General features: G+C 71.0%; 21 protein-coding genes. 7 read left to right on the top strand and 14 right to left on the bottom strand.

The window, feature by feature from the left end; genetic code table 11:
- Positions 1-144: 144 nt before the first annotated feature.
- Positions 145-1,473 carry an MFS transporter gene (locus F3T56_RS12310; RefSeq protein ID WP_149825018.1) on the bottom strand — a complete coding sequence of 443 codons (1,329 nt, stop codon included), beginning with the start codon at positions 1,471-1,473 and terminating at the stop codon, positions 145-147.
- A gap of 71 nt (positions 1,474-1,544) precedes the next feature.
- On the opposite strand from F3T56_RS12310, the gene F3T56_RS12305 reads away from it, so the two are divergent.
- A complete protein-coding gene (locus tag F3T56_RS12305) occupies positions 1,545-2,567 on the top strand; it encodes a GlxA family transcriptional regulator (protein ID WP_149825017.1) in 1,023 nt (340 codons plus the stop codon).
- Here the strand turns inward: F3T56_RS12305 and F3T56_RS12300 are convergent.
- Entirely contained in the window at positions 2,521-2,988 is a 468-nt protein-coding gene (locus F3T56_RS12300) for a MarR family transcriptional regulator (protein WP_149825015.1), read from the bottom strand. The genes F3T56_RS12305 and F3T56_RS12300 overlap by 47 nt on opposite strands.
- Positions 2,989-3,071: 83 nt before the next feature.
- On the opposite strand from F3T56_RS12300, the gene F3T56_RS12295 reads away from it, so the two are divergent.
- Positions 3,072-3,935 carry an alpha/beta fold hydrolase gene (locus tag F3T56_RS12295; RefSeq protein WP_149825172.1) on the top strand — a complete coding sequence of 288 codons (864 nt, stop codon included), beginning with the start codon at positions 3,072-3,074 and terminating at the stop codon, positions 3,933-3,935.
- 6 nt (positions 3,936-3,941) lie between these two features.
- Here the strand turns inward: F3T56_RS12295 and F3T56_RS12290 are convergent, their stop codons facing one another.
- The 3 genes from F3T56_RS12290 to F3T56_RS12280 all read right to left on the bottom strand — a co-directional run bounded on the left by F3T56_RS12290 (position 3,942) and on the right by F3T56_RS12280 (position 7,340).
- Positions 3,942-4,991 (bottom strand): alcohol dehydrogenase catalytic domain-containing protein, encoded by a 1,050-nt coding sequence (locus tag F3T56_RS12290; RefSeq protein ID WP_149825013.1) that lies wholly within the window; start codon positions 4,989-4,991, stop codon positions 3,942-3,944.
- 13 nt (positions 4,992-5,004) lie between these two features.
- Positions 5,005-6,153 carry an acyl-CoA dehydrogenase family protein gene (locus tag F3T56_RS12285; protein WP_149825011.1) on the bottom strand — a complete coding sequence of 383 codons (1,149 nt, stop codon included), beginning with the start codon at positions 6,151-6,153 and terminating at the stop codon, positions 5,005-5,007.
- A gap of 275 nt (positions 6,154-6,428) precedes the next feature.
- Entirely contained in the window at positions 6,429-7,340 is a 912-nt protein-coding gene (locus F3T56_RS12280; RefSeq protein ID WP_149825009.1) for an SDR family NAD(P)-dependent oxidoreductase, read from the bottom strand.
- Between the two features lie 106 nt (positions 7,341-7,446).
- Here F3T56_RS12280 and F3T56_RS12275 point away from each other — a divergent pair, with 106 nt between their 5' ends.
- Positions 7,447-8,400 carry a cyclase family protein gene (locus F3T56_RS12275; protein WP_149825007.1) on the top strand — a complete coding sequence of 318 codons (954 nt, stop codon included), beginning with the start codon at positions 7,447-7,449 and terminating at the stop codon, positions 8,398-8,400.
- Positions 8,401-8,943: 543 nt separating this feature from the next.
- On the opposite strand, the gene F3T56_RS12270 is transcribed toward F3T56_RS12275, so the two are convergent.
- From F3T56_RS12270 to F3T56_RS12250, 4 genes are all read right to left on the bottom strand, one after another.
- Positions 8,944-9,402 carry an ATP-binding protein gene (locus tag F3T56_RS12270; RefSeq protein ID WP_149825005.1) on the bottom strand — a complete coding sequence of 153 codons (459 nt, stop codon included), beginning with the start codon at positions 9,400-9,402 and terminating at the stop codon, positions 8,944-8,946.
- Positions 9,403-9,916: 514 nt separating this feature from the next.
- Complete coding sequence (locus tag F3T56_RS12260) at positions 9,917-10,798, bottom strand: acyl-CoA dehydrogenase family protein (protein ID WP_149825002.1); 882 nt, start codon at positions 10,796-10,798, stop codon at positions 9,917-9,919.
- Positions 10,799-10,825: 27 nt separating this feature from the next.
- On the bottom strand, positions 10,826-11,956 hold the full coding sequence (locus F3T56_RS12255) for an acyl-CoA dehydrogenase family protein (protein ID WP_149825000.1): 1,131 nt from the start codon (positions 11,954-11,956) through the stop codon (positions 10,826-10,828).
- Positions 11,956-13,161, bottom strand: a complete 1,206-nt coding sequence (locus tag F3T56_RS12250) for an amidohydrolase family protein (RefSeq protein ID WP_149824999.1) — start codon at positions 13,159-13,161, stop codon at positions 11,956-11,958. The genes F3T56_RS12255 and F3T56_RS12250 overlap by 1 nt, the downstream gene beginning before the upstream one ends.
- Positions 13,162-13,322: 161 nt before the next feature.
- On the opposite strand from F3T56_RS12250, the gene F3T56_RS12245 reads away from it, so the two are divergent.
- On the top strand, positions 13,323-14,837 hold the full coding sequence (locus tag F3T56_RS12245) for a class I adenylate-forming enzyme family protein (RefSeq protein ID WP_149824997.1): 1,515 nt from the start codon (positions 13,323-13,325) through the stop codon (positions 14,835-14,837).
- On the opposite strand, the gene F3T56_RS12240 is transcribed toward F3T56_RS12245, so the two are convergent.
- Together F3T56_RS12240 and F3T56_RS12235 are read right to left on the bottom strand one after the other, a co-directional pair.
- A complete protein-coding gene (locus tag F3T56_RS12240) occupies positions 14,816-15,328 on the bottom strand; it encodes an EF-hand domain-containing protein (protein WP_149824995.1) in 513 nt (170 codons plus the stop codon). The two genes, F3T56_RS12245 and F3T56_RS12240, sit on opposite strands and share 22 nt — an antisense overlap.
- 151 nt (positions 15,329-15,479) lie before the next feature.
- The gene (locus tag F3T56_RS12235; protein ID WP_149824993.1) at positions 15,480-15,884 is read right to left on the bottom strand and encodes an STAS domain-containing protein; all 405 of its coding nucleotides are present in this window, start codon (positions 15,882-15,884) and stop codon (positions 15,480-15,482) included.
- A gap of 505 nt (positions 15,885-16,389) precedes the next feature.
- On the opposite strand from F3T56_RS12235, the gene F3T56_RS12230 reads away from it, so the two are divergent.
- Entirely contained in the window at positions 16,390-16,971 is a 582-nt protein-coding gene (locus F3T56_RS12230; protein WP_149824991.1) for a sigma-70 family RNA polymerase sigma factor, read from the top strand.
- 284 nt (positions 16,972-17,255) lie between these two features.
- Positions 17,256-18,764, top strand: a complete 1,509-nt coding sequence (locus F3T56_RS12220; protein WP_246203594.1) for a zf-HC2 domain-containing protein — start codon at positions 17,256-17,258, stop codon at positions 18,762-18,764.
- Between the two features lie 322 nt (positions 18,765-19,086).
- On the opposite strand, the gene purU is transcribed toward F3T56_RS12220, so the two are convergent.
- Entirely contained in the window at positions 19,087-19,968 is an 882-nt protein-coding gene (purU, locus tag F3T56_RS12215) for a formyltetrahydrofolate deformylase (protein ID WP_149824989.1), read from the bottom strand.
- Positions 19,969-20,063: 95 nt separating this feature from the next.
- Positions 20,064-20,564, bottom strand: coding sequence for an SCO4402 family protein (locus tag F3T56_RS12210; protein ID WP_149824987.1), 501 nt, complete (start codon positions 20,562-20,564; stop codon positions 20,064-20,066).
- A gap of 129 nt (positions 20,565-20,693) precedes the next feature.
- Between F3T56_RS12210 and F3T56_RS12205 the strand changes: the two genes are divergently transcribed.
- Positions 20,694-21,995 (top strand): ABC transporter substrate-binding protein, encoded by a 1,302-nt coding sequence (locus tag F3T56_RS12205; RefSeq protein ID WP_149824985.1) that lies wholly within the window; start codon positions 20,694-20,696, stop codon positions 21,993-21,995.
- 17 nt (positions 21,996-22,012) lie between these two features.
- On the opposite strand, the gene F3T56_RS12200 is transcribed toward F3T56_RS12205, so the two are convergent.
- Positions 22,013-23,416 carry a hypothetical protein gene (locus F3T56_RS12200; protein WP_149824983.1) on the bottom strand — a complete coding sequence of 468 codons (1,404 nt, stop codon included), beginning with the start codon at positions 23,414-23,416 and terminating at the stop codon, positions 22,013-22,015.
- Positions 23,417-23,476: the final 60 nt, after the last annotated feature.

The raw sequence follows: 23,476 nt of genomic DNA, 5'->3' as shown, positions 1-23,476 counted from the left end.
CGACGGTCCCGGCTACCGCGTGCTGCCTGAACTGAACCTGGTGCCGCCGTTCCGGGTGGAGGGCCGAGTCGACCCGCGCGTCCTGACCAATGCCGACAACATGCAGGAAGAAGCGGTGTCCGCAGAAACAGGCGCCCCCGAACCTCAGGCCTTCGCCAACGCCCCGCGCGCCCGGTCGACCGGCCGCCGCGGCCGCCGTATCACCAACGCCATCAGGGTCGCCACCGCGCACAGCGCCCCCGAGGCGTACCAGACGACCTCGTACGAGCCGAAGGTGTCGCGGGCGAGGCCGCCGAGGAAGGCGACGAGGGCGGCGCCGACCTGGTGGGCGGCGAGGACCCAGCCGAAGACGATGGCGCTGTCGTCGCCGTAGTGCTCGCGGCACAGGGCCATGGTGGGCGGGACGGTGGCGACCCAGTCGAGGCCGTAGAAGACGATGAAGAAGACCATCGGGAGGTGGACGGAGGGGGCCAGGAGGAAGGGGAGGAAGAGGAGTGAGATGCCCCGGAACGCGTAGTACACGGCCAGCAGCCGGCGCGGCTCGAAGCGGTCCGTGAACCAGCCGGAGGCGATCGTGCCGAGGACGTCGAAGACACCGATGACGGCGAGGAGCGAGGCCGCGGCCCTGATGGGCATGCCGTGGTCGTGGGCGGCGGGCACGAAGTGCGTCTGGATGAGGCCGTTCGTCGACGCGCCGCAGATCGCGAAGGTGCCGGCCAGCAGCCAGAACGGCCCCGTGCGCATCGCGCCGAAGAGGACCCTCACCGCCCGGGTCGCCGCCCCCGGCACCGGCTCCGGCTTCGGCACGAACTCCTTCGCCCCGTACGGCTTCAGCCCCACGTCCGCCGGGTGGTCCCGCAGCAGCAGCCATACGAAGGGGACGACGGCCAGCGCGGCGAGGGCGACGGTGACGGCGGCAGGCCGCCAGCGGTACTCGGTGACGATCCACGACAACAGCGGGAGGAAGATCAGCTGTCCGGAGGCCGAGGCGGCGGTCAGGACGCCCGAGACAAGACCCCGCCGCTCCGTGAACCAGCGGTTGGTGACCGTCGCCGCGAAGGCCAGCGCCATCGACCCCGAGCCGAGACCCACGAGCAGACCCCAGCACAGCATCAACTGCCAGGCCGAGTTCATCCACACCGTCGTACCGGACCCGACCGCGATCACCATCAGGGCGAGTGCCACCACCCGGCGGATGCCGAAGCGGTCCATCAGCGCGGCCGCGAAGGGCGCCGTCAGGCCGTACAGCGCCAGGTTGATCGACACCGCGAGGGCGATCGTGCCGCGCGACCAGTGGAATTCGTCATGCAACGGATCGATCAACAGCCCCGGCAGGGAACGGAAGGCCGCCGCCCCGATGATCGTCACGAAGGTGACGGCGGCGACGAACCAGGCGCGGTGGATCCGCCTGGCGGGACGGGACTCGGTGGGTTCCTGGCCTGTCGCGGCTGTGGTGGCGGCTGTCTGGGTCATGCCACCAACCTTCGGACCTGCGACGACCGCGAACGAGTGGCTGGGAGGACAGCATTCACTAGGATCGGGCCATGGCCACCAGAGACACGCGTGCGCAGCTCCACCGCGTCGTCGTCCTCGCCCTCGACGGGCTGCTCCCCTTCGAGCTGGGCATTCCGCAGCGCGTCTTCGGCAAGGCGCGGGACGCGGACGGCCGCCCGCTGTACGAGATCGTCACCTGCTCGATCCGGCCGCCCGGCCCGGTGGAGACGGACGCGGACTTCGAGATCCTCGTCCCGAACGGCCCGGAGGTCCTCGCCACCGCCGACACGGTCGTCGTCCCGGCCTCGTACGAGCTCGGCCCGGTCTACGAGGAGGGGGTCCTCACCCCTGAACTGGCCGCCGCCCTCGCCCACATCCGCCCCGGCACCCGGCTCGTCTCCATCTGCACTGGCGGCTACATCCTGGCCGCCGCCGGCTTCCTCGACGGCCGCCCGGCCACCACGCACTGGTACCACGCCGAGCACTTCCAGCGGCTCTTCCCCAAGGTCAGGGTCGACGCGGACGTCCTCTTCGTCGACGACGGCGACGTCCTCACCTCCGCGGGCGTCGCGTCCGGGATCGACCTGTGCCTGCATCTCCTACGACGCGACCACGGGACGGCGGTCGCCAACGACGTGGCCCGCCGTACGGTGGTGCCGCCGCACCGGGACGGCGGGCAGGCCCAGTACATCCAACGGCCCCTGCCCGAGCCGCAGACGGCGACCACGACCGCCGCCCGCGCCTGGGCGCTGGGCCGCCTCCACGAACCGATCCAGCTCCGCGACATGGCCGAACAGGAGTCCATGTCCGTCCGCACCTTCACCCGCCGCTTCCGCGAAGAGGTCGGCATCAGCCCCGGCCAGTGGCTCACCCGACAGCGCGTCGAGCGCGCCAGGCACCTACTGGAGTCCACCGACCTCTCCATGGACCAGATCGCCCACGACGCGGGCTTCGGCACGGCCCAGTCCATGCGACAGCACTTGCAGGGGGCGCTGGGGGTGACGCCGACGGCGTACAGGCGGACGTTCAGGGCGGGGGCGGGGACGGGGACGGGGACGGGGTCGCCTCCATAGCCGTCAGCACCCCCGTCAGGAACCGCCGGACGCTCTCCCGTTCGCCGTCGTCGAACCCGTCCAGGACCCCCACCACCCCTTCGATCAGCGGCCCGAAGAACTCCCAGCCCAGCCGCACCGCCTCCGGCTCGACCCGCAGCAGCACCCGGCGGCGGTCGCGCTCGTCCCGGACCCGCGCGACATGGCCCAGCCTCTCCAGTCGGTCGATCACCGCGGTCGTCCCCGCCGAGTTGAGGCCCAGCCGGGTGCCGAGCAGGCCCGCCGTGGCCGCCTCCCCGGCACGGGCCGCGTCGAGCAGACAGATCAGGGCCCGCACGTCGGTGGAGTGCATGCCGTTGCGGGCCGCGAACTCCGCCTGGCGGAGACCGAACTCGACGGTCACCGCCCGCAGCAGATGCACCAGTTTCAGGTTGTCGTCCATACCGCCTCCACCTAGAATCTCTCGCTGAGCGAGATTATCGCTTGGCGAGGCAACCGAGGTAATGGGGTTTCACCGTGTCAGCCATACCCACGCGATTTCGCAGCGCCTACGACGCCGAACGGTTCCGCGGCGCCTACGACGCCGTACTCGCCCAATGGCCCACGCCCACAGAGGACTTCGGACTCCCCACTCCCTACGGCCGCACCCACGTCAACAGCTGCGGCCCTCTCACCGCCCCGCCGCTCGTGCTCCTGCCCGGCGGCAGGGCCACCTCCGCGGTCTGGGGCGCCGCCGTCGCCGCGGGGCTGGGCCGGACACACCGGGTGCATGCCGTGGATCTGGTGGGGGAGCCCGGGCTCAGTGTTCCGGCCGAGGGAAGGGTGATCCGGACCCCCGAGGACCTGGCCGGCTGGCTCGACGCGGTCCTCGACGGGCTCGGCACCGCCGGCCCCGTCACCCTCGCCGGCCACTCGTACGGCGCCTGGATCGCGGCCCACTTCGCCGCCCGCCACCCCGACCGTCTGGCCCGGCTCGTACTGCTCGACCCGACGCAGATCTTCGCCGGACTCCGCCCCGGCTATGTGCTGCGCGCCCTGCCCATGCTGCTGCGGCCCACTCCCGCCCGGATCCGGGCCTTCCTGACCTGGGAGACCCGCGGCGCCGACCTCGACCCGGCCTGGCTGCGCCTTCAGGACGAGACGGCCCGCTTCCCCACCGTCCGCCCCGTAACCGGCCCCCGCCCCGACCCCGCCGGGCTCGACCGAGTCCCCGACCTCCCCGTCGACATCCTCTTCGCCGAGCGCGCCCGCTGCCACGACTCGGCCCGAACGGCCACGGCCGCACGCGCCGCGCTCCCAGGAGCGCGCGTCGACACCCTCCCCGGCATCTCCCACCACGCGCTACCACTGACGGCGGCAGAGACCATCGCTCACTACCTGGCCACCTAGGTGGGATCAGAAGGTGAGCACCGCCCGCGCCACCCGCCCCTCCCCCGTGTCCTCCGCCGCCTTCGCGAAGTCCTCCACCGGATACGTGGCGGTCACCAGCTCATCCAGAAGGAGCCGCCCCTCCCGGTACAGGTCGGCGTACAGCGCGATGTCCCGCTGTGGCCGCGAGGAGCCGTAGCGGCAGCCGAGGATGGACTTGTCCAGGTACAGCGAGGAGACGAGGAAGGAGGCCTCGGCCGTCGCCGCCGGGACCCCCAGCAGCACGGCCTGCCCCCGCCGGTCCAGCAGGTCGATGGCTTGGCGGATGAGTTCGACGCGGCCGACGCACTCGAAGGCGTGGGCGACCCCCGTCGGTACGACATCCCGTACCCCCTCCACCGACACCAGGAAGTGGGTGGCCCCGAACTGCCGCGCCACCGCCTCCTTCTCCGGGTTCGCGTCGACGGCGATGATCCGCGTCGCCCCCGCGATCCGCGCCCCCTGAATGACGTTGAGCCCGATCCCCCCGGCCCCGATCACGACGACACTGTCCCCCCGGTCGACACGCGCCCGGTTGAGCACCGCCCCCACCCCGGTCAGCACCCCGCACCCGATCAGCGCGGCGGACGACAGCGGAATGTCCTTCGGTATCCGCACCGCCTGCACGGCCTTGACCACCGTCCGCTCCGCGAAAGCGGAGTTCGCGGCGAACTGGAACAACGGCTCCCCACCCCGCGAGAACGGCCGCCCCGGCCGCCCGATGGCCCGCCGGCACATGGTCGGCCGCCCCCGGTCGCAGTCGGCGCAGGTCCCGCAGTTGGCGAGGGTGGACAGCGCCACATGGTCACCGACCCGGACATGGCCGACCCCAACGCCCACCGCCTCTACAACGCCTGCCCCTTCATGCCCCAGCACCACGGGAACGGGGAAGGGGATGGTCCCGTCCACCACCGACAGATCGCTGTGACAGAGCCCGGCCGCCGAAACGGCCACCCGCACCTCCCCGGGCCCCGGATCCCGTACCTCCAGGTCATCGACGACTTCGACCCGCTGCCCGTCGAACACCACGCCTCTCACGAGCCCGACCTCCTCAGCCCCTCGGCTCCTTCGGCAGACCGAGCACCCGCTCGGCGATGATCGTGCGCTGCACCTCGTCCGAGCCGCCGTAGATGGTGTCGGCCCGGCTGAACAGGAACAGATGCTGGAACGGATCGAGTTCGTACGGCGCCCGCGCCGACCACTCCCGCGGCCCGACCGCCGCCCGCGCGCCCCGCACCTCCATCGCCAGCTCCCCGAGCCGCCGATGCCACCGCCCCCACAGCGACTTGGCCACGCTCGGCGCGCCGGGCGCCTCCGCACCGCCCAGCGTCCGCAGGGCGTTCCACCGCATCACCCGTAGCTCGGCCCATTGCCGTACGAGTCGATCGCGTACGACGGGATCGTCGGCCGCCCCGCTCTCCACGGCCTCTCGTACGACCGCTCGCAACTCCTCCGCGAAGCCGATCTGCTGGGCGAGGGTCGACACCCCGCGCTCGAACCCGAGCAGCCCCATGGCCACCCGCCAGCCGTTCCCCTCACCGCCCACCACATGCTCCACGCGCGCGTGTGCCCCGTCGAAGAACACCTCGTTGAACTCGCTCGTCCCGGTCATCTGCCGGATCGGACGCACCTCGATCCGCCCCGGCTGGTCCATGGGCACGAGCAGGAACGACAGCCCGTGATGCCGCGTCGACCCCGCCTCGGTACGGGCCAGCACGAAACACCAGTCGGCCTCATGGGCGAGCGAGGTCCAGATCTTCTGCCCGGTGACGCGGTACGACCCGTCGCCCGCGCGCTCGGCCTTGGTCCGCACCCCAGCGAGATCGGACCCGGCCCCCGGTTCGCTGTACCCCTGACACCACAGCTCCTCGCCCCGCGCGATCACCGGCAGAAACCGCCCCTTCTGCCCCTCGGTCCCGAACGCGATCAACGTAGGCGCCAGCAGTTTCTCCCCGATGTGCCCCGACCGCGGCGGCACGCCGGCCCGCGCGTACTCCTCGGCCCACACGACCTGTTGCACGAGGGTCGCCGTGCGATTGCCGTACCCCGCCTCGCCCCAGCCGAGCCCGATCCACCCGGCAGCACCGAGGGTCCGCTCCCAAGCCCGCCGATCCTGCCCTTCACCCCTCGCATGGGCGCCCAGCCAAGCCCTGGCCTCCGCCCGGAAGCCCTCATCCTCTTCACTGAACCCGAACTCCACAGTTGCCGCCCTAGGTTGGCCGACCGAAATGAGTGCTTACCGGCGCTGGCAGGGTGCCGCTGCGCCCACCCTCCCCCACTCTCGGCTTCTCCCCCACTCTCGACTTCGCTCGAGCGGGAGGGACCCCCATGAGCGGGAGGTGCCCCCATCGCCCCAGCGGCACAACTGCCCGCAGCCAGGGCGAGATACATAGGCGACCTGTGCCCCACCCCCTAGGCCGGCGCGACCAGCCACACACCACCCGCAGTCGCCGAATCACCCGCACCCCCGAGCTACTAGGCGTTCGGCCGTTCCCCGGACGCCGCCGCACGGGCCATCTCCGACACCCGCTCCAACATCGGCATCGGATCCACCCCCACCGCCCCCGGCAAAACCTCCGCGACCCTCTCCGGAGTCCACCCCCCATCGGCGTACGCCGAGCGCAGCTCCCGCGGCTGCGCCCAAACCGCGATCTTCGGCCCCGCAACCGTGTACACCTGCCCGGTGATCCGCTCCTCCCGAGCCCGATCCGACAGCAGATACACCACGAGCGCGGCCACATCCTCCGGCTCACCGATCTCCGTCAACTCGACCGGCACCCCCGCGGACATCCGCGTACGGGCAACGGGCGCGACGGCATTCGCGGTCACCCCATACCGATGCAGGCCCAGCGCAGCGCTCCGCACCAGCGAGATGACGCCACCCTTCGCCGCGCTGTAGTTGGCCTGCGAAACGGACCCCTGATGGTTGCCGCTGGTGAACCCGATCAAGGTCCCCGCCCGCTGCTTCCGCATCACAGCCGAAGCGGCCCGGAACACGGTGAACGTCCCCTTCAGATGCGTGGCGACGACCGGATCCCACTCCTCCTCGGACATGTTGAACAGCATCCGCTCGCGCAGGATCCCGGCGACGCACACCACCCCGTCGATCCGCCCGTACGAGGCGAGCGCCGCGTCCACGACCCGCTGCCCACCCGCCATCGTGGAGATGTCGTCGGCGACGGCGACCGCCTCGCCCCCGGCGGCCTCGATCTCCTTCACCACCGCCTCGGCGACGGAGCTGGTCGGCTCGGAGCCGTCGACGGAGACCCCGTAGTCGTTGACGACGACCCGCGCCCCCTCGGCCGCCGCGCCGAGGGCGACCGCGCGGCCGATCCCCCGCCCCGCGCCCGTGATGGCGACGACCTTGCCTGCCAAGAAGTTTCCCACTCCGGCCCCTTCCCCTCATCGCGGTTTCTGACGGACCGTTAGATTTGAAGCGCATGGCGATTCTACGACCCGTCAGATACACCCACACAAGCCCCGGGGAGGACCGATGTCACCGTCACCCACCGACTTCACCGCGTTCACCGACATCGCCAAGCGTGTGAACAACTGGGGCCGTTGGGGAGCGGACGACGAGATCGGCGCGCTCAACCTGATCACCGACGAGGTCGTACGCGAGGCGGCGTCCTGCGTCCGCTCCGGCCGCCGGATCCCGCTCGCCCTCCCCCTCCAGCACGACGGCGTGCAGACGGGGATGATCCCGGGCCGTGTGAACCCCCTGCACGCCATGGTGCAGATCAACCAGGAGATCTTCGGCCCGGGTACGGTCGCCTGCAGCGACGACGCCGTGACCATGGGACTCCAGGCGGCCACCCACTGGGACGCCCTCGCCCATGTCTCCCACTCGGGCCGCGTCTACAACGGCCGCCCGGCGACCACCATCACCCCGCACGCCGGCGCCACCTTCGCCGGGATCGACAAGGCCCGGCACATCGTCTCGCGCGGCGTACTCCTGGACATCCCGCGCGCGTTGGGCAGCCGAGGCACCGCCGACGGCCGTCTGCCCGGTGACCACGCGGTCACCCCCGAAGACCTGGAGGCAGCCGAGGAGTTGGCGGGCATCCGGGTCCGGGCCGGCGACATCGTCCTCGTCCGCACGGGCCAGATCCAGCTCTACCTCGCCGGCGACAGACACGCGTACGCCTACCCGTCCCCCGGGCTCTCCCTGCGCACCCCGGAGTGGTTCCACGCACGCGATGTCGCCGCCGTCGCCAATGACACCCTGACCTTCGAGATCTTCCCGCCGGAGATCGAGGACCTGTGGCTGCCGGTGCACGCGCTCGACCTGGTCGAGATGGGCATGCCGCAAGGCCAGAACTGGAACCTGGAGGAGTTGTCCACAGCCTGTGGAGAAACCGGGCGCTACGCGTTCCTGCTGTCGGCGATGCCCGAACCGTTCGTCGGCGGCACGGGCACGCCGGTGGCCCCGGTGGCCATCCTCTGAGCTTGGGTCGGCTGGCGGCGCGCCGCTGCCCGCCCCGAGCACGGCACCGCGCGCCGCCATCCGGCTTCGGCGTACCCGCCCTGCCCCCCGGGCCCAGTGGGGAGCCGACGCCGAAACACGACCCACACTCGTCGAGGGTTTCCGTCACCGAATCCCTCGTCGTCCCCTCACGGCGAATCGATGAACACAAGCGTGATCAAACGGACAGGCCACGTCAACACCCGTTCGGGGGTTGGCCCCTCGGGGCCGACGCTACGGCGCCGCGTACGGAAGCACGGTCCGGCGCACGTCAGCACCGCCCCCTTCACAAGGCCCAGCCCATGCCCCTATGCGCCGCCACAGCGCAGCCCCCGCGCGGGCAATCGTGCCGCTGGGGCGGTGGGGGCACCTCCCGCTCATGGGGGTCCCTCCCGCTCGAGCGAAGTCGAGAGTGGGGGAGAAGCCGAGAATGGGGGAGGGTGGGCGCAGCGGCACCTCGCAACCGCCGAGCAGCGGACCCGCCCCCCGCCCGGCATCACCGCCGGGCAACCGGAAACCTCAGCCCTAGACGACCCCGTACGCCAACCCGCCGCGCGCCACCGCACCCACCCCGGTCACCGCAACCCGATCCAGCTCACACCAGATCCGCTTGCCGACCCCCTCGGGACTCCACCCCCACCGATCGGCGAGCCCTTCGACAAGGGCGAGCCCGCGCCCATCGGTCTCGTCGCCCTCCGCACACCGCGGCGTAGGCGGACACGCACTTGTGTCAACGACCTCCAGCCGAACCGTCCCGATGGACCCGTCCCGCAGCCCGCACATCAGCAACCGCAGCATCGCCGGCCGCCCGGTGTGGACGACCGCATTGGTGGCCAACTCGGAGACGAGCAGGGTCAGCGTCTCGGCCAGCGGCTCATCCGCCCTGATCCCGGACCCGGCGAGCCGTGAACGGGCCCATCTCCGGGCGCGACCCACCTCCGCGGGGTCGGGCCGGATCTCCAGCTGCACTTGAAGCACCTGCACCGCTCACACCATCCGAATCGGCGGACACATCGCCACGCACCCCCGCGGGGCCACGATCGTGGTCATCTTCTGCCCGGTCGACGCCACCGCCGCCGACACCATCGGCACCGGGATCACGGAACGTGATTCCCTTACAAGACAGCATGGTTGACGTACAGTCACCCCAACAAGCGCTTCGGGCATATTCCAGCGCGAAGGAGTACGCATGCGGCATACTGTGCGACGCTCATCGCCGGGAGTCGAACAGGCCGGAGCGATACGCCTCCGGCCCATTTCACCAGCGGCGCGCATCGCCGGATCCGGGGCCACCACAGGGGCAACACCGGGTTGGCTCGACCTCGGGACCGCTCGCATCCCCCAGAAGGTACCGGAGTGGGGCTCCGACTCCAGGCCGTGACAAGTCACACCTAGGACACAACCCGGTATCAACGCTCGGTAATTCCGGTATGCCACGTTCCGCGACATTGAACAGCGGCTCCGCCACACCTTTCGCGCCCACCCAGGTCAGCACCGGTCAGCCGGCCTCGATCAACAGTTCCCCCGCCAGCAACTTCTCACTCTCCGTGTGCAATCCGCCACGTTCCGCCCGTACCCATGCCCGTTTCAAACCCAGATGTACGTCGGCCTCCCAGGTGAACCCCATTCCGCCGTACACCTGAAGGCAGTCACGCGCCCCCCGCACGGCCGCCTCGTCGGCCAGCAGCCGCGCCGCCGCGATGTCCACCGGGTCGGCGGTCACGGCCGCCGCGTACACCGCCGCCCGCGCCACCTCCACCCGCACCAACAGCTCCGCACACAGATGCTTGACCGCCTGAAACGCCCCGATGGGCCGCCCGAACTGCCCACGAGTCCGCGCGTGTTGCACCGCAGCCTCACACGTCCGTCCGGCCGTACCGAGCTGCTCGGCGGCGGTGAGCAGCAGAAAGACCGGATCGGGCTCCACCACCGAGTGGGGCGGCACCCGCCACAAGGGAGTCAGCGGATCCACCGACCGCATCGGCACAGCCCCCGTCGCATCCCCCCGCACCACGTCCGCCGCGTCCAGCCACTCCACGAGCCCCCCGCCCCCCACAGCGGTCACCACGGCCTCCCCGTCGGCCGCCCCGGGCACATCCCCCGCCGCCAGATGCGTCGCAACCAACGGCCCGGGCAACAAAGCCCGCCCCGCCTCCTCAAACACCAACACGGCCTCCGGCAGCCCGAGCCCGACCCCACCCTCAACCTCGGGCAACCGCAACGAAAAGAACCCGGCGGCCCCCAGCTCCCGCCACAACTTCCGGTCCAGCCCTGGCTGTTCAACAGCAGCCCGCAGCGCCTCAGCCCCAAAGCGGCGCGTCAGCAGCCCCCGTACGCCATCCCGCAACGCCCGCTGATCTTCGGTGAGTTGAAAACGCATAATCGAGAGCCGCCCCTCAGCCCGTCGTCACCCTTTCGGCAACCCCAAAATCCGCTCACCCACAATGTTCCGCTGAATCTCCGACGTCCCCGCCGCGATCGTGTACGCCAACGACGACAACCGATCGACCACCCACCCCTGGCCGAGATCCAACGCCCGCACCCCCAACACCTCCGCGGCCGCCTCGTAAAGCTCCTGCCGCGCGCGCGAGTACCTCAGTTTGAAAACCGAACCCCCCACCCCCGGCACCCCTCCGGAGGACTCCGCCTCACTCACGTTCCACTGCGTGAGCCGCCACAGCGCCCGGAACTCGGCGTTCAACCGCCCAAGCCGCCGCCGGACGACGGGATCGTCCCAGCGCCCGCACGCCCGGGCCTCCCGTGCGATCGCCCTCAACACCCGCCGACAGGCGACTACTTCACCCACGAAGGCGGTCCCACGCTCGAACGACAGGGTCACCATGGTCACCCGCCAGCCGTCGTTCTCCTCCCCCACCCGATGGGCGACGGGAACCCGTACCTCGTCGAGGAACACCTCGGCGAACTCGGTGGACCCCGCGAGGGTCCGCAGCGGCCGTACGGTGACACCAGGCGCGTCCATCCGCATCGCCAGCCAGGAGATCCCGCGGTGCTTGGGCACAGAGGGATCCGTCCGTACCAACAGCTCGCACCAGTCGGCGACTTCCGCATGGGAGGTCCAGATCTTGGACCCGGTCACCACGTACTCGTCACCGTCCCGGTACGCGCGCGTGCGCAGCGCCGCCAGATCGGACCCCGCCTCCGGCTCGCTGAACCCCTGGCACCACACCTCCTCCCCCCGCAGCACCGGCGGCAGCCACCGCGCCCGCTGCTCGGCGGTCCCCTCAGCGGCGATCGTCGGCCCGGCGTGCAGCAGCCCCACGAAGTTGGCGCCCACATAGGGCGCCCCGGCGTTCTCCGTCTCCTCCAGGAAGATCAGCCGCACGGTCGGCGACGCGTCCCAGTGCACCTCCCCGTACCCGGCGTCGTACAGCATCCGCTGCCATCCGAGGTCGTAGGCCCTGCGGCCCGGCCAGTCGTCGGGCGACGGCTTCGGCGGCAGCGACGGGAGCACCTTCGCCAGCCACGCCCTCAGCCGCGCCCGGAACGCCTCCTCCTCGGGCGTGTACGACAGATCCACTAGCGGTCCTGGCCGCGATCGAGATCGAGGTCGAGCATGCGGATCGCGTTGCCCCGCATCAGCTTGTAGACCGTCTCGTCGTCGAGGCCCTTCACATGGTCGAGGGCGACTTCCTTGGTGTGCGGGAAGGTCGAGTCGACGTGCGGGTAATCGGTCTCGAAGGTCGCGTTGTCGCGCCCGACGACATCCAGCGAGGCGACGCCGTGCATGTCGCGGAAGAAGCAGCAGAACATCTGCCGGTAGTAGTACGTCGACGGCGGCTCGGGGATGAGATCCCGTACGCCGCCCCAGGCGCGGTGCTCCTCCCACACGTCGTCCGCCCGCTCCAGGGCGTACGGGATCCAGCCCATCTGTCCTTCGGAGTAGGCAAGTTTGAGCAGCGGGAACTTCACGAGGACCCCGCTGAAGAGGAAGTCCATCATCGAGGCCATCGCGTTGTTGAAGGAGAGCGAGGCCTGGACGGCGGGCGGGGCGTCCGGGGAGGCGGCCGGCATCTGGGAGCTGGACCCGATGTGCATGTTGACGACCGTGCCGGTCTCCTGGCAGACCGCGAAGAACGGGTCCCAGTAGCCGGAGTGGATGGAGGGCAGGCCGAGGTAGGTGGGGATCTCGGAGAAGGTGACCGCCCGGACGCCCCGGGCGGCGTTCCGCCGGATCTCCTCGACCGCCAGGTCGATGTCCCACAGCGGGATCAGGCACAGCGGGATCAACCGGCCGCCGCTGTCGCCGCACCACTCCTCGACCATCCAGTCGTTGTACGCGCGCACGCAGGCCAGGGCGACCTCCTTGTCGTGCGCCTCGGCGAAGGTCTGCCCGCAGAAGCGCGGGAAGGTCGGGAAGCAGAGCGAGGCCTCGACATGGTTGAGGTCCATGTCCTTCAGCCGCTCGGCCGGGTCCCAGCAGCCGCGCCGCATCTGCTCCCTGGTGATCCCCTCCAGCGTCATCTCGTCCCGGTCGAAGCCGACGGCCGCGATGTTGCGCTTGTACGGGAACTTGAGGTCCTCGTAGATCCACCAGTCGGTCTGCTGGCCCTCCGGGTCCATGGTGATCTGGTACTTCCCGGCGACGTACGCGAGCTCGCCGATCCCGGCGGTGAGGGGCCTGGGCCCGCGGTCCCGGTACTTCCGCGGCAGCCAGGTGTCGAAGAGGTGTGCGGGTTCGATCACATGGTCGTCGACGCTGATGATGCGGGGCAGTTCGGTCATGGGTCCCCCCACTCGGTTGTCCGCTGTCCGACCAGTTATCTGATGGGCCGTCAGGTAAGCCTTCTCAAGCAGGCTAGTGGCGCACCCCTGGACCGACAAGGCGCCCGGCTCTACGCTCTGCCCAGAATCTGACTATCCGTCAGCTGCACGAGGGGACCGCCGTGAACGACACCGCCCACGCGCTCAGCGAGTCCCGCACCCTCTGGGAACTGCTGGCCCGCCGCGCCGACCTCACCCCCGACCGCCCCGCCCTCCTCCAGGACGACCGCTCCCTCGGCTTCGGCGAGCTGCGCGACCGGGCCGAGCGGGTGGCGGCCGGGCTGTACGGCAGGGGCGTACGCCCCGGCACGGTCGTCGCCTGGCAGCTGCCCACCCGTATCGAGACGGTCCTGCTCTCCTTCGCCCTGGCCCGGCTCGGCGCCGTACAGTCGCCGGTCATCCCCTTCTACCGCGACCGCGAGGTCGGCTTCGCGCTGCGGGAGTCCAAGGCCGAGTTCTTCGCCGTACCCGGCGAGTGGCGGGGCTTCGACCACACGGCGATGGCACGGCGACTGGGGGCCAGGGGGATCTTCGAGGCGTACGACGGCGCCGAACTGCCGGACGGCGACCCGGCCGTCCTGCCCGCCCCGCCCGCCGACGGCAACTCCGTCCGCTGGATCTACTGGACCTCGGGCACCACCTCCGACCCCAAGGGCGTCCTCCACACGGACTGTTCGCTCATCGCGGGCGGCTCCTGCCTCGCCCACGCGCTGCGCCTCACCCAGGACGACGTCGGCTCGATCGCCTTCCCCTACGCCCACATCGGCGGCCCCGACTACATGGTGATGCTCCTGCTGTACGGCTTCCCGGCCGTACTGTTCGAGCACTTCGCCATGCCGGACGCGCTGGAGGGCTACCGCGCGCACGGGGTGACGGTGGCGGGCGGTTCGACGGCGTTCTACTCCATGTTCCTCGCCGAGCAGCGGAAGCAGCCGGGCGTCCCGGTCGTCCCTTCCCTGCGACTGCTCGCGGGCGGCGGTGCCCCGAAGCCGCCCGAGCTGTACCACTGCGTCGTCCGTGAGATGGGCGTGCGGCTCACCCACGGGTACGGCATGACCGAGGTCCCGATGATCACGATGGGGGCGCCGGACGACTCGGCGGAGAACCTGGCGACCACGGAGGGGCGGCCGCCGGAGGGGATGGAGATACGGATCGTGGACGGGGAGGTGCGACTGAAGGGGGAGGCCGTCTGTCAGGGGTATCTGGATCCGGCGCAGTCGGCGGCGGCGTTCGACGCGGACGGGTTCTTTGTCACGGGTGACCTCGGGCATCTCACGCAGGACGGCCATCTGGTCCTCACCGGTCGCCTCAAGGACGTCATCATCCGCAAGGGCGAGAACATCTCCGCGAAGGAGATCGAGGACCTGCTGCACCGTCATCCCGCCGTGCGGGACGTGGCGGTGATAGGGCTGCCGGACGCGGTGCGCGGGGAGCGGGTGTGCGCGGTGGTGGAACAGCCTCCGGGGGCCGGGAAATTGACCCTGTCGGCGGTGACCGCCTATCTGCGCGCGGAAGGGCTGTCGGTCCACAAGCTGCCGGAGCAGTTGGAGGTGGTGGACGCCCTTCCGCGCAACGAGACCCTGCGGAAGGTGCTCAAGTACAAGCTGCGCGAGCGCTATTCGGGCACGGTGAAGTAGCGCGCGAACGCCGTCACGATCTCCGACTCGCTGACCTTGCCGTCCGTGTCGGTGTCGAGGGCGGCGGCGGTCGCGGTGGCGATCTCGGCCGGGACGCCGAGGGCCTTGAGGACGCGGGCGGTCTCCTCGACCGTGGCCGCGCCGTCCCCGTCGGCGTCCGCGACGGCGAGGGCCGCGTGCAGGAAGGGGCGGGCGATCTCGGCGAAACGGTCGGGGTTGTCGCGCAGCCGCTTGACCGCGCCGTTCACGAACTCGTCCCGGGTGATCCGCTGGTCGCCGTCCCGGTCCGCGATTCCGGCCATGCCCTGCCAGAAGGCCTCGGCGCCGCTGTACAGGGCCTGGCCCTTGTCGGACCGGGCAGTGGTGTCGAACGCGCTGAGAACCGCCTTGGTCGCCGCGTTGAAGTCCTCGCGGTCGATCCAGCCGTTGCCGTCCTGGTCGAAAGTGGCGAACCGGGCGGCGATCCTGCCCTCGTACTCGCTGCTGACCATTCTTCTCGGGCCCGCCTTACGTCAAGTGGGGTGCTTCTCCGGACGGAGCGTACGACGTCGGCGGCCGGGACGGTGGGGGAAAGCGGCGCTTGTACCAAGACTGCGGGAATTCCGGGACAACAGTGTGGCTACGCGGTGACATTCCCTGAGGTCACGCCGACAGTGGGTCGGCCTCCCCGGGCTCCGGTGCGATCGCCGACGTCACGTCCTGGTGGACGTCGAAGAGGCGGCGTACGCCCAGCGCGGCGAGGACGCGGTTGACGTGCGCGCCCTCGGCGGGGCCGCCGCCCGCGTGGCCGTCGGCCGGGAGGATCAGGCGGAGCCGGCCCCGGCAGGACCGCATGAGCCGGCGGGTGGCGATGAGGACGCCGACCCCGCTGGAGTCGCAGAACACGACTCCGGAGAGGTCGAGGACGAGACTTCGCCGCCCCTCGGCCACCGCTTCGTGCACCCGCTGGCGGAGCAACGGTGACGTGACCAGATCCATCTCTCCCGACACATGCAGCACCGCCCACTCACCGTGCCTGCCGTCGGTCACTTCGAATGCCACCGCGATGCCTCTCAGTCGCCGAACCGGAAGCCACCGAACCGCTTCCTGCTGCGCGGCTGCCCCGCCCTCGTTCCATGAAACACCCGTACTCCGCCGAAAGCGCGTGGTAACCGAGCCATTTCACGAGCCTTTTCGGTGCGATTTCCATCGAGTACGGTCACAACTGATCGACTTTCGACAGGCTGTTGATCGCGAATCAATCAAGCACGGTCCTGTGTGGTCGGTTTCGCGCAGGGTAGGCGTCGCACGGAGATGCGAAAGAGGGTCGGCGGATGGGCTGCGGACGGGCTGCCGCGCACGTGGGCGGCGTAAATGCGCCTTACGAAGGAGGTCCCTGCCGGTCCCTACCACCATCCGCCTTGCGAGGGGCGCACATTGCCATAAAGGGGCGTGCGCGGTCAGCGGTGCCGACTACATTCGAGAAGGCAGTGCGCACAGGCTGGACTTACCCGTCGGGCCGACCACCCGGCGATCAGGAACGGCGCAGGTACCACCAGGGGGAAGGGCCCGCATGGCGACGAAGGACGCACCACCCCGCTGGGACCGCAGGATGCAGCAGCGGCTGACGCACGGCGAGGCGGCCGCGCTCGGTGAGCTGTACGACCGGTTCGCATCGCTCGTGCACGGTCTCGCCCACCGGGTCCTCGACGACGAGCGGGCCGCCGACGGCATCACCCGCGAGGTGTTCCTCCAGCTCTGGGAGGACCCCGGGGCGTACGACCCCAAGCACGGCCCGCTCCGCTCCTGGGTCGCCGCGCTGACCCACCGGCTGGCCGTGCAGCGGCTGCGCGCCACCGAGACCGCCGCGCTCGCCCAGGGCGGCGAGGGCACGGCCGAGGAGTTGGAGCGCAAGATCCACCACGCCTCGGTCGCCGCCCGCGCCGACTACATAGTGCAGGCCATGCCGACACCGCTGCGGGCCGCCCTGGAACTGGCCTATTTCCAGCGCCGCGACTACCGCCAGACCGCCACCTACCTCGGCGTCACCGAGGACGAGGCCCGCCGCCGCCTCCGCCTCGGCCTCCAGCTCCTCTCCACCGCCCACGACACCCGCCCCTCCGGCACCCCACCCGAATACGGGGGTGCCGTGTGAACGCCGACACGAACAGCTCCGACGCGTACGACGAGGAGCCACAGGGCCAGGCCTGGCAGGAGGACAGCCGCGACGAGGGGCTGAGCCTCGGCCGGGTGCCGTCGGCGAGGGAGCCGATGGACGAGGAGGGCGCCGACCGGGGAGACCTGGACTCCGGCCGGGGTCGCGGCGATGACGTCTCGGACGACGGACCGGCGGAGACCGGCGACGGCGCGGCAGGACCTGGCGAGGGCGAGGCGGGATCCAGCAGTGGTGTAGGCGGCTCCCAGGGCCCCGGTGGGCCGGTGGGCGGTGGGGGTGGCGACGGGCCCGTCGGACCGCCGCGCATCCCGCTTCCGCGGTCGTCCGTGGAGGACACCGGCCTGCCACTGCCGAACGCCGTACCCGAGCCGACGCCGGACCCGGCGCCCGAACGACCGCCCGCCCAGACCGACCCGGCCGAGCCACGGTCGGCGCAGGCTTCGTCGCCCGAACAAACGCCGGGGCGGACCGACCGCCCTGAACCGCCGTCGACGCAGACCTCTGAACCCGAAGCGCCACCGGTGGAGGCTGGACCGCCCGGAGTGGCGGCGGGGCCGGCTTCGGTGAGCGATGGGTCGGTGGTGGAAAGTGGGCAGGGCGAAGGGCTCGCGCCGGCCGCTGCGCCGTCGGCCCCGTCCTCCGTCCCCTTCATGCCACTCGTGTTGGAGCATCGGGTGCTCAAGGCGCTGCTCGGGGCCTGGGCTCTGGCGGTGTGTTCGGCGGAGGAGGCGCTGGCGGTGGAGGAGCATCTCGGGACGTGTGGCTCGTGTGCGGACGAGGCCCGACGGCTGCGGGAGGCCGTGGGCCTGCTGCACCAGCCGGAGAGCCTCGATCTCGACCCGTCCCTGCGTACCCAGGTCCTGGACAGCTGCCTCGGCCGGCGACCGCCGCGCATCCCCGTACCGCGCTGGGCGGCACCGTACGACGCGGAGGCGGCCCGGCTGGACGCGCTGCTCCAGGACATCGGCAGCGCGGACTGGCACACGCCCGTGCGGCTGCGCTGGTTCGAGGGCGAGGGGCCGGTGGACCGTCGCACGACCGTCGCCGGGGTCATCGCCCACCTGCTGTGCGTCGACGGTCTCGTCGCGACCGCGCTCGGCCTGGAGGACCCGCTCGACCAGCTCGAAGCGGTACCGGACGACCGTACGCCCGAGGCACGCACCGAGGCGTACTGGAAGGCCGCCCACTTCCCGCCCACCCGCTCGATCCGGGGGCCCTGGCGGGAACAGAGCCACAACATCGTCCGTACGACGTCGTTCACGGGCGACGACGGCACCGAGGCGGTGTCGTACGGCGGGTTCGAGCTGCCGTTGCGGGACGCGATGCTCGACCGGGCGTTCGAGTGCTGGATCCACGCGGAGGACATCGCGGAGGCGGTGGACTACCCGTACGAGGCGCCCTCCCCGCGCCATCTGCACGGCATGATCGATCTGGCGGCTCGGATGCTGCCCGCCGCGCTGGCCGACCGGCGTCGGACGGGGCTGGCGGCGCCGCCGGCCGGGCGCCATCTGGTATCGGCCGGTGCGCCCGGGCGCAGCCTCCGCCTGGAGATCGAGGGCTCCGGGGGCGGTGAGTGGCTCATCCCGCTCGACTCCCCCGCGGCCGTGGGCTCCGCCGAGCACGAGGTCGCCCACGTGACCCTCGACGGCGTCGAGTTCTGCCGCCTCGCCGCGGGCCACGTTCCTCCGGAGGACGCGGCCGCGGGGCAGGTGGGCGACCGCGCGGCCATCCGAGACGTACTGTTCGCGGCGGCGAGCCTGAGCCGAATGTAACCGCCGCCGGGTCAGGGCACCCGGGGCTTCTGCCGGGCGGGGGCGGGTCCGCCGCCCGGCGGTTACAAGGTGCCGCTGCGCCCACCCTCCCCCACTCTCGGCTTCTCCCCCCACTCTCGACTTCGCTCGAGCGGGAGGGACCCCCATGAGCGGGAGGTGCCCCCATCGCCCCAGCGGCACGACTGCCCGCAGCTACACGACCGGCCTGTGCCCCGTAAGGGGCGCGGGACTGTCTCGATATGCGGCTCCGCCGCGTGGGCGCGAGCAACCACGAACCACCCGCAGTCGCCGAACGCCCCGCACCCCGAGCTACCAGGCGCCCCTACGCGAAAACGACCGTCCGGCGGCCGTTCATCAGGATGCGGCGCTCGGCGTGCCACTTGACCGCGCGTGCCAGCGCCTGGCACTCCACGTCACGCCCGATCGCGACGAGGCCCTCGGGGGTCACGCCGTGCCCGACCCGCTCGACCTCCTGCTCGATGATCGGCCCCTCGTCCAGATCCGCCGTCACATAGTGCGCGGTCGCGCCGATGAGCTTCACACCACGCGCGTGCGCCTGGTGATACGGCTTCGCGCCCTTGAAGCTCGGCAGGAACGAGTGGTGGATGTTGATGATCCGGCCGCTGAGCTGCTTGCAGAGGTCGTCCGACAGCACCTGCATGTAGCGGGCCAGCACCACCAGCTCGACGTTCTCGTCGCGCACGAGCTGCAGCAGCCGCGCCTCGGCCTCGTCCTTCGTGTCCTTCGTCACCGGAATGTGGTGGAAGGGAATGTCGTACGACGCCACGAGCTCGGCGAAGTCGGTGTGGTTGGACACCACCGCCGCGACCTCCACCGGCAGCGCCCCGGTCGACGCCCGGAACAGCAGGTCGTTCAGGCAGTGCCCGAACTTGCTGACCATGAGGACGACCCGCATCCTCTCCTCGGCGAGGTTGATCTGCCAGTCCATCTGGAAGGAGTCACCGATCGCCGCGAAGCTGGCCCGCAGCTTCTCCACCGTCACCGGCACCTCCGCCGAGAAGTGGACGCGCATGAAGAACAGACCCGTGTCGTGGTCGCCGAACTGCTGACTGTCCTCGATGTTGCAGCCGGTCATGAAGAGGTAGCTCGACACGGCGTGCACGATTCCCTGCTTGTCCGGGCAGGCGAGGGTCAGGACGTACTGGTCGGCGGGCGCCGCGGCTCGGGTGGACTGCTCGTTCATGCCCGACAGGGTCCCATATGGCGTACCCAGGTCGGCAACCGTCCCGCAGACCGGCCCAACCGGACCACAGGCCGCACCACCCACCGGCAGCGCCCCTACGCCGCCCTCGTCATGATCCGCAGCACCTCGAGCGTCCGCGGCGGTGCGTCCGGGTCCTCCCCGTCACTCGCCGAGAGGCGCACGTGGGCCTCTCGGGCCGCGCGGACCGCCTCGGGCCAGGCGTCGTGGTCGAGGTACGCGGAGACGAGCGCGTCCGGGCCGACCTGGTGCATGATCCGCAGGACGCGCAGCACGGCGGTGTCGACGAGCGCCGCCTCCTGCGCGTCACGGAAGATCGTGCCCACGTACTTCTCGGCGGACCAGTTGTCCAACCAGGTGTCCTCGACCAGGCGGTACACGGCGTCGGTGACGTCACCGTAGCCGTCGACGCCGGCCAGCCAGACGTCCCGCTGGAACACCGGATCGGAGAGCATGTGCAGCGCGGAGCGCACATTGCTGCGCCAGCGCCACCACGGCATGTCGTTCAGTGGCATGCCACCCATGGTGGATGAGCGACGCCCGCGACGGGAAGGGTTCTCCGAACCTTGGACGGTCATCAGATCGTGCGTTCCTCTCTCAAACCTCTCGAAAATACGATCGTAGCCTCCCGCAATTCACCTCCCAGTCACCCCATGTTGACCACGCGTCACGCCCGGGTTGGTGATGTGGCGGAATCGTGCGGACCCATGACCGGCTTCCAGGCGCGACTGACTACTCCTGCCCAAGGCCTCACCAAGAGCATCACGAAAGGCCTGGCCAGAGCCACCACGCTGGCGGCGTGTGCGTCACTCGTCGTCGGGTGCGGCGTCATCCCTGATACCACGGGGGGTTCCGGGGACGCCCCCGTCACCGTCATGACCTGGGCCCCACAGGACACCGCCGCCACCAACAAGCCCGGCATGCCGGCCATGGCACAGGCGTACGCCCGCTGGGTCAACGCCAACGGCGGCATCAACGGCCGCGAGCTCAAGATCCTCACCTGCAACGACCGGAACAACACCGTCTCCGCCGCGAAGTGCGCCCGCCGCGCGGCCAAGGAGAACGTCGTCGCGGTCGTCGGCTCCTACAGCCAGCACGGCCGCTCCTTCCTCGCCCCGCTGGAGTCCGCGGGCATCCCGTACATCGGAGGCTACGGCGTCACCGACGACGAGTTCGCCAGTTCCCTCTCCTACCCGGTCAACGGCGGCCAGGCCTCGCTCATGGCCGGCCTCGGCGAACAGCTCGCGCAGGCCTGCGGCCCCGTCGCCCTCGTACGCCCCGACTCGATAGCCGGCGACCAGCTCCCGCTGCTCCTGAACTCGGGGCTGCAGGCGAAGGGCCACGGCAAGGCCGCCGACCAGCTGGCCGCCGAGGACGCGACCGAGTACTCGGACCATGCCCGGCAGGCCCTCCAGCGGGCCACCGCCGATCCCGCCCGGGAAGGGTGCGTGGTGCCCGCGCTCGGCGACCGCACCTTCACCTTCATGGACTCCTTCCGCCGCGACCGCGACGACTACGCGGACGTACGCACCGGCACGGTCCTCGGCAGCGTCGACCAGACGGTGATCGACGCGACCGGCGGCAGGTCGGGGCCGTACGAGGGGTCGTTCGTCACCGGCTGGTACCCGGTGGAGACCGACAAGCGCTGGGACACGATGAAGGACGTGATCCAGGAGTACGCCTTCAAGGACAACCGGATCGACCCGGCCGATCCAGGCGTGCAGACCACCTGGATCGCGTACACCGTGCTGAAGGCCACCATCGAGAAGATCGGCGACGGTGAGGTGACGTCCATCGCGATCCGCAGCGTCCTCGACGACGGCCTGAAGGTCGACACCGGCGGGCTCACCCCGCCGCTCCGCTGGCGCTTCGAGGACCTCATCGCGGCAGCGAACTTCCCCCGCCTGATCAACCCGGAGGTCACCTTCCAGGTCGTACGGAAGGGTCAACTGGTCGCCGCGCGGCGGGGGTTCGTGAACGTGGAGAAGACCCTGGTGGACGCCACCTAGCCGCACCTGGCCGCCGACTAGAGCTGGCCCGCCTGGCGTTGCGTCAGGCCGTAGGTGGAGGCGATGCCGTTCCACAGCCGGGCGGCCTTCGTCTTCTCGGCGCTCGCCGTGGCGCTGGCCTGGTTGCCGGCCTGGGTCTGTGGGGTGGTGCGGGCCTGCCCCTTCTTGCAGCCCTTCTTCTTGGCTGCCTGGTCGGCCCACGCGGCGTAGTGGTTGTCGGCGGAGGCGGAGGCCTTCCAGGCGTTCGTGAGCGCGGTGGTCAGGACGGCGTTCTCCGGCAGCTTGTCGACGGACAGTCCGCCGAGGCGGGTGACCAGATCGCCTCGCTGCTGGGCCGCGTTGCGCAGATCGGTGGCGGCCTGCCCCAGGTTCTTGCAGGCCTTGATGTTCGCGACCGCCTTGATCACGGAGTTACGGCTGTTGCCGCTGTCCGCCAGCAGCTTGTCCAGCGCGACCGCCTGCTCCTGCGCCGGGTCCGCGGACGGTGACGCCGACTCCTCGGGCGCGCTCTCGGACGCCGACACGGTCTTGTTGTCGCTCTGCTGGTCGTCCTCCGACCCACCGCCCATGAGGGCACCGGCTCCGATGCCGAGCGCGGCGATGACGATCCCGACGCCCGCGATGAGGGGCACCCGTGACTTGCCGCTACGACCGCCTCCGCCACCGTCCCGTCTCGCGGCACCCCGCCCCCCGTACGGCGGCTGCGGCGGCTGCGACACCGGCGGCGGCCCCTCGACCCGGGGCAGGTGCTGCGTGCCCCCCGGGTCTCCCTGATCGCTCCGGAAGAGGTTGTCGAACACGTCCGGCTGCTGCGGCGCCGGCGCGCCGTACGCCTGCTGCTGAGGTTGTGCGGCCACCGGCGGTATGTACTGCGTGGCCTCGGCGTCCGGGTGGGCGGGCTGACCGGGGTGCGCCGTGGATGGCAGGGGCCCGGCGCCGGCGTTCGGCACCCGCCCCAGGAACGTCGTCGCGTCGGACGGCGCCTCCGGCGGCAGCGCGCCCGGCCCCACCGGCGGCAGGTACTGCGTGGCGTCCTCCGCGGCGGGAGCCGCCGGCGCGGGCGGCATCTGCGGTATGTGCGGTATGTACTGAGTGGCCGCCTCGTCCACGGGCATGGCACCGGCCGCCGGCACGGGCGGGATGTACTGCGTGACCCCCTCGTCCAACGGCGCGACCGGCGGCACCTCAGGCGGCAACGGCACGCTCTGAGCGCCCTGGTCACCCCACTGCGGCATGGGCGGAGCGGCGTTCCAGGGGTCGGCCGGCGGCTGGGCGGCGGGCGGCTCGGTGCCCCACCGGGGCGGGACCGGAGCCGGGGGCAGATCCCCCGGCAGGAGCGGCGCGCCACCGTCGGAGGGCAGCACGATGCCTTCGTGCGCGGGCCGCGCCGAGGGCTCCCCGCCCTGTCCACTCTGCGTCACCGGGACTCCTACGAATGGGGGAACTTGTGGAATCGACGCCTCACGCTACCGGTTCCTGGT

The organism is Streptomyces tailanensis, from assembly GCF_008386495.1.
GTDB lineage: Bacteria > Actinomycetota > Actinomycetes > Streptomycetales > Streptomycetaceae > Streptomyces > Streptomyces tailanensis.
Note: the sequence above shows the minus strand (reverse complement) of the source record. Positions and strands in the feature narration are given on the sequence as shown.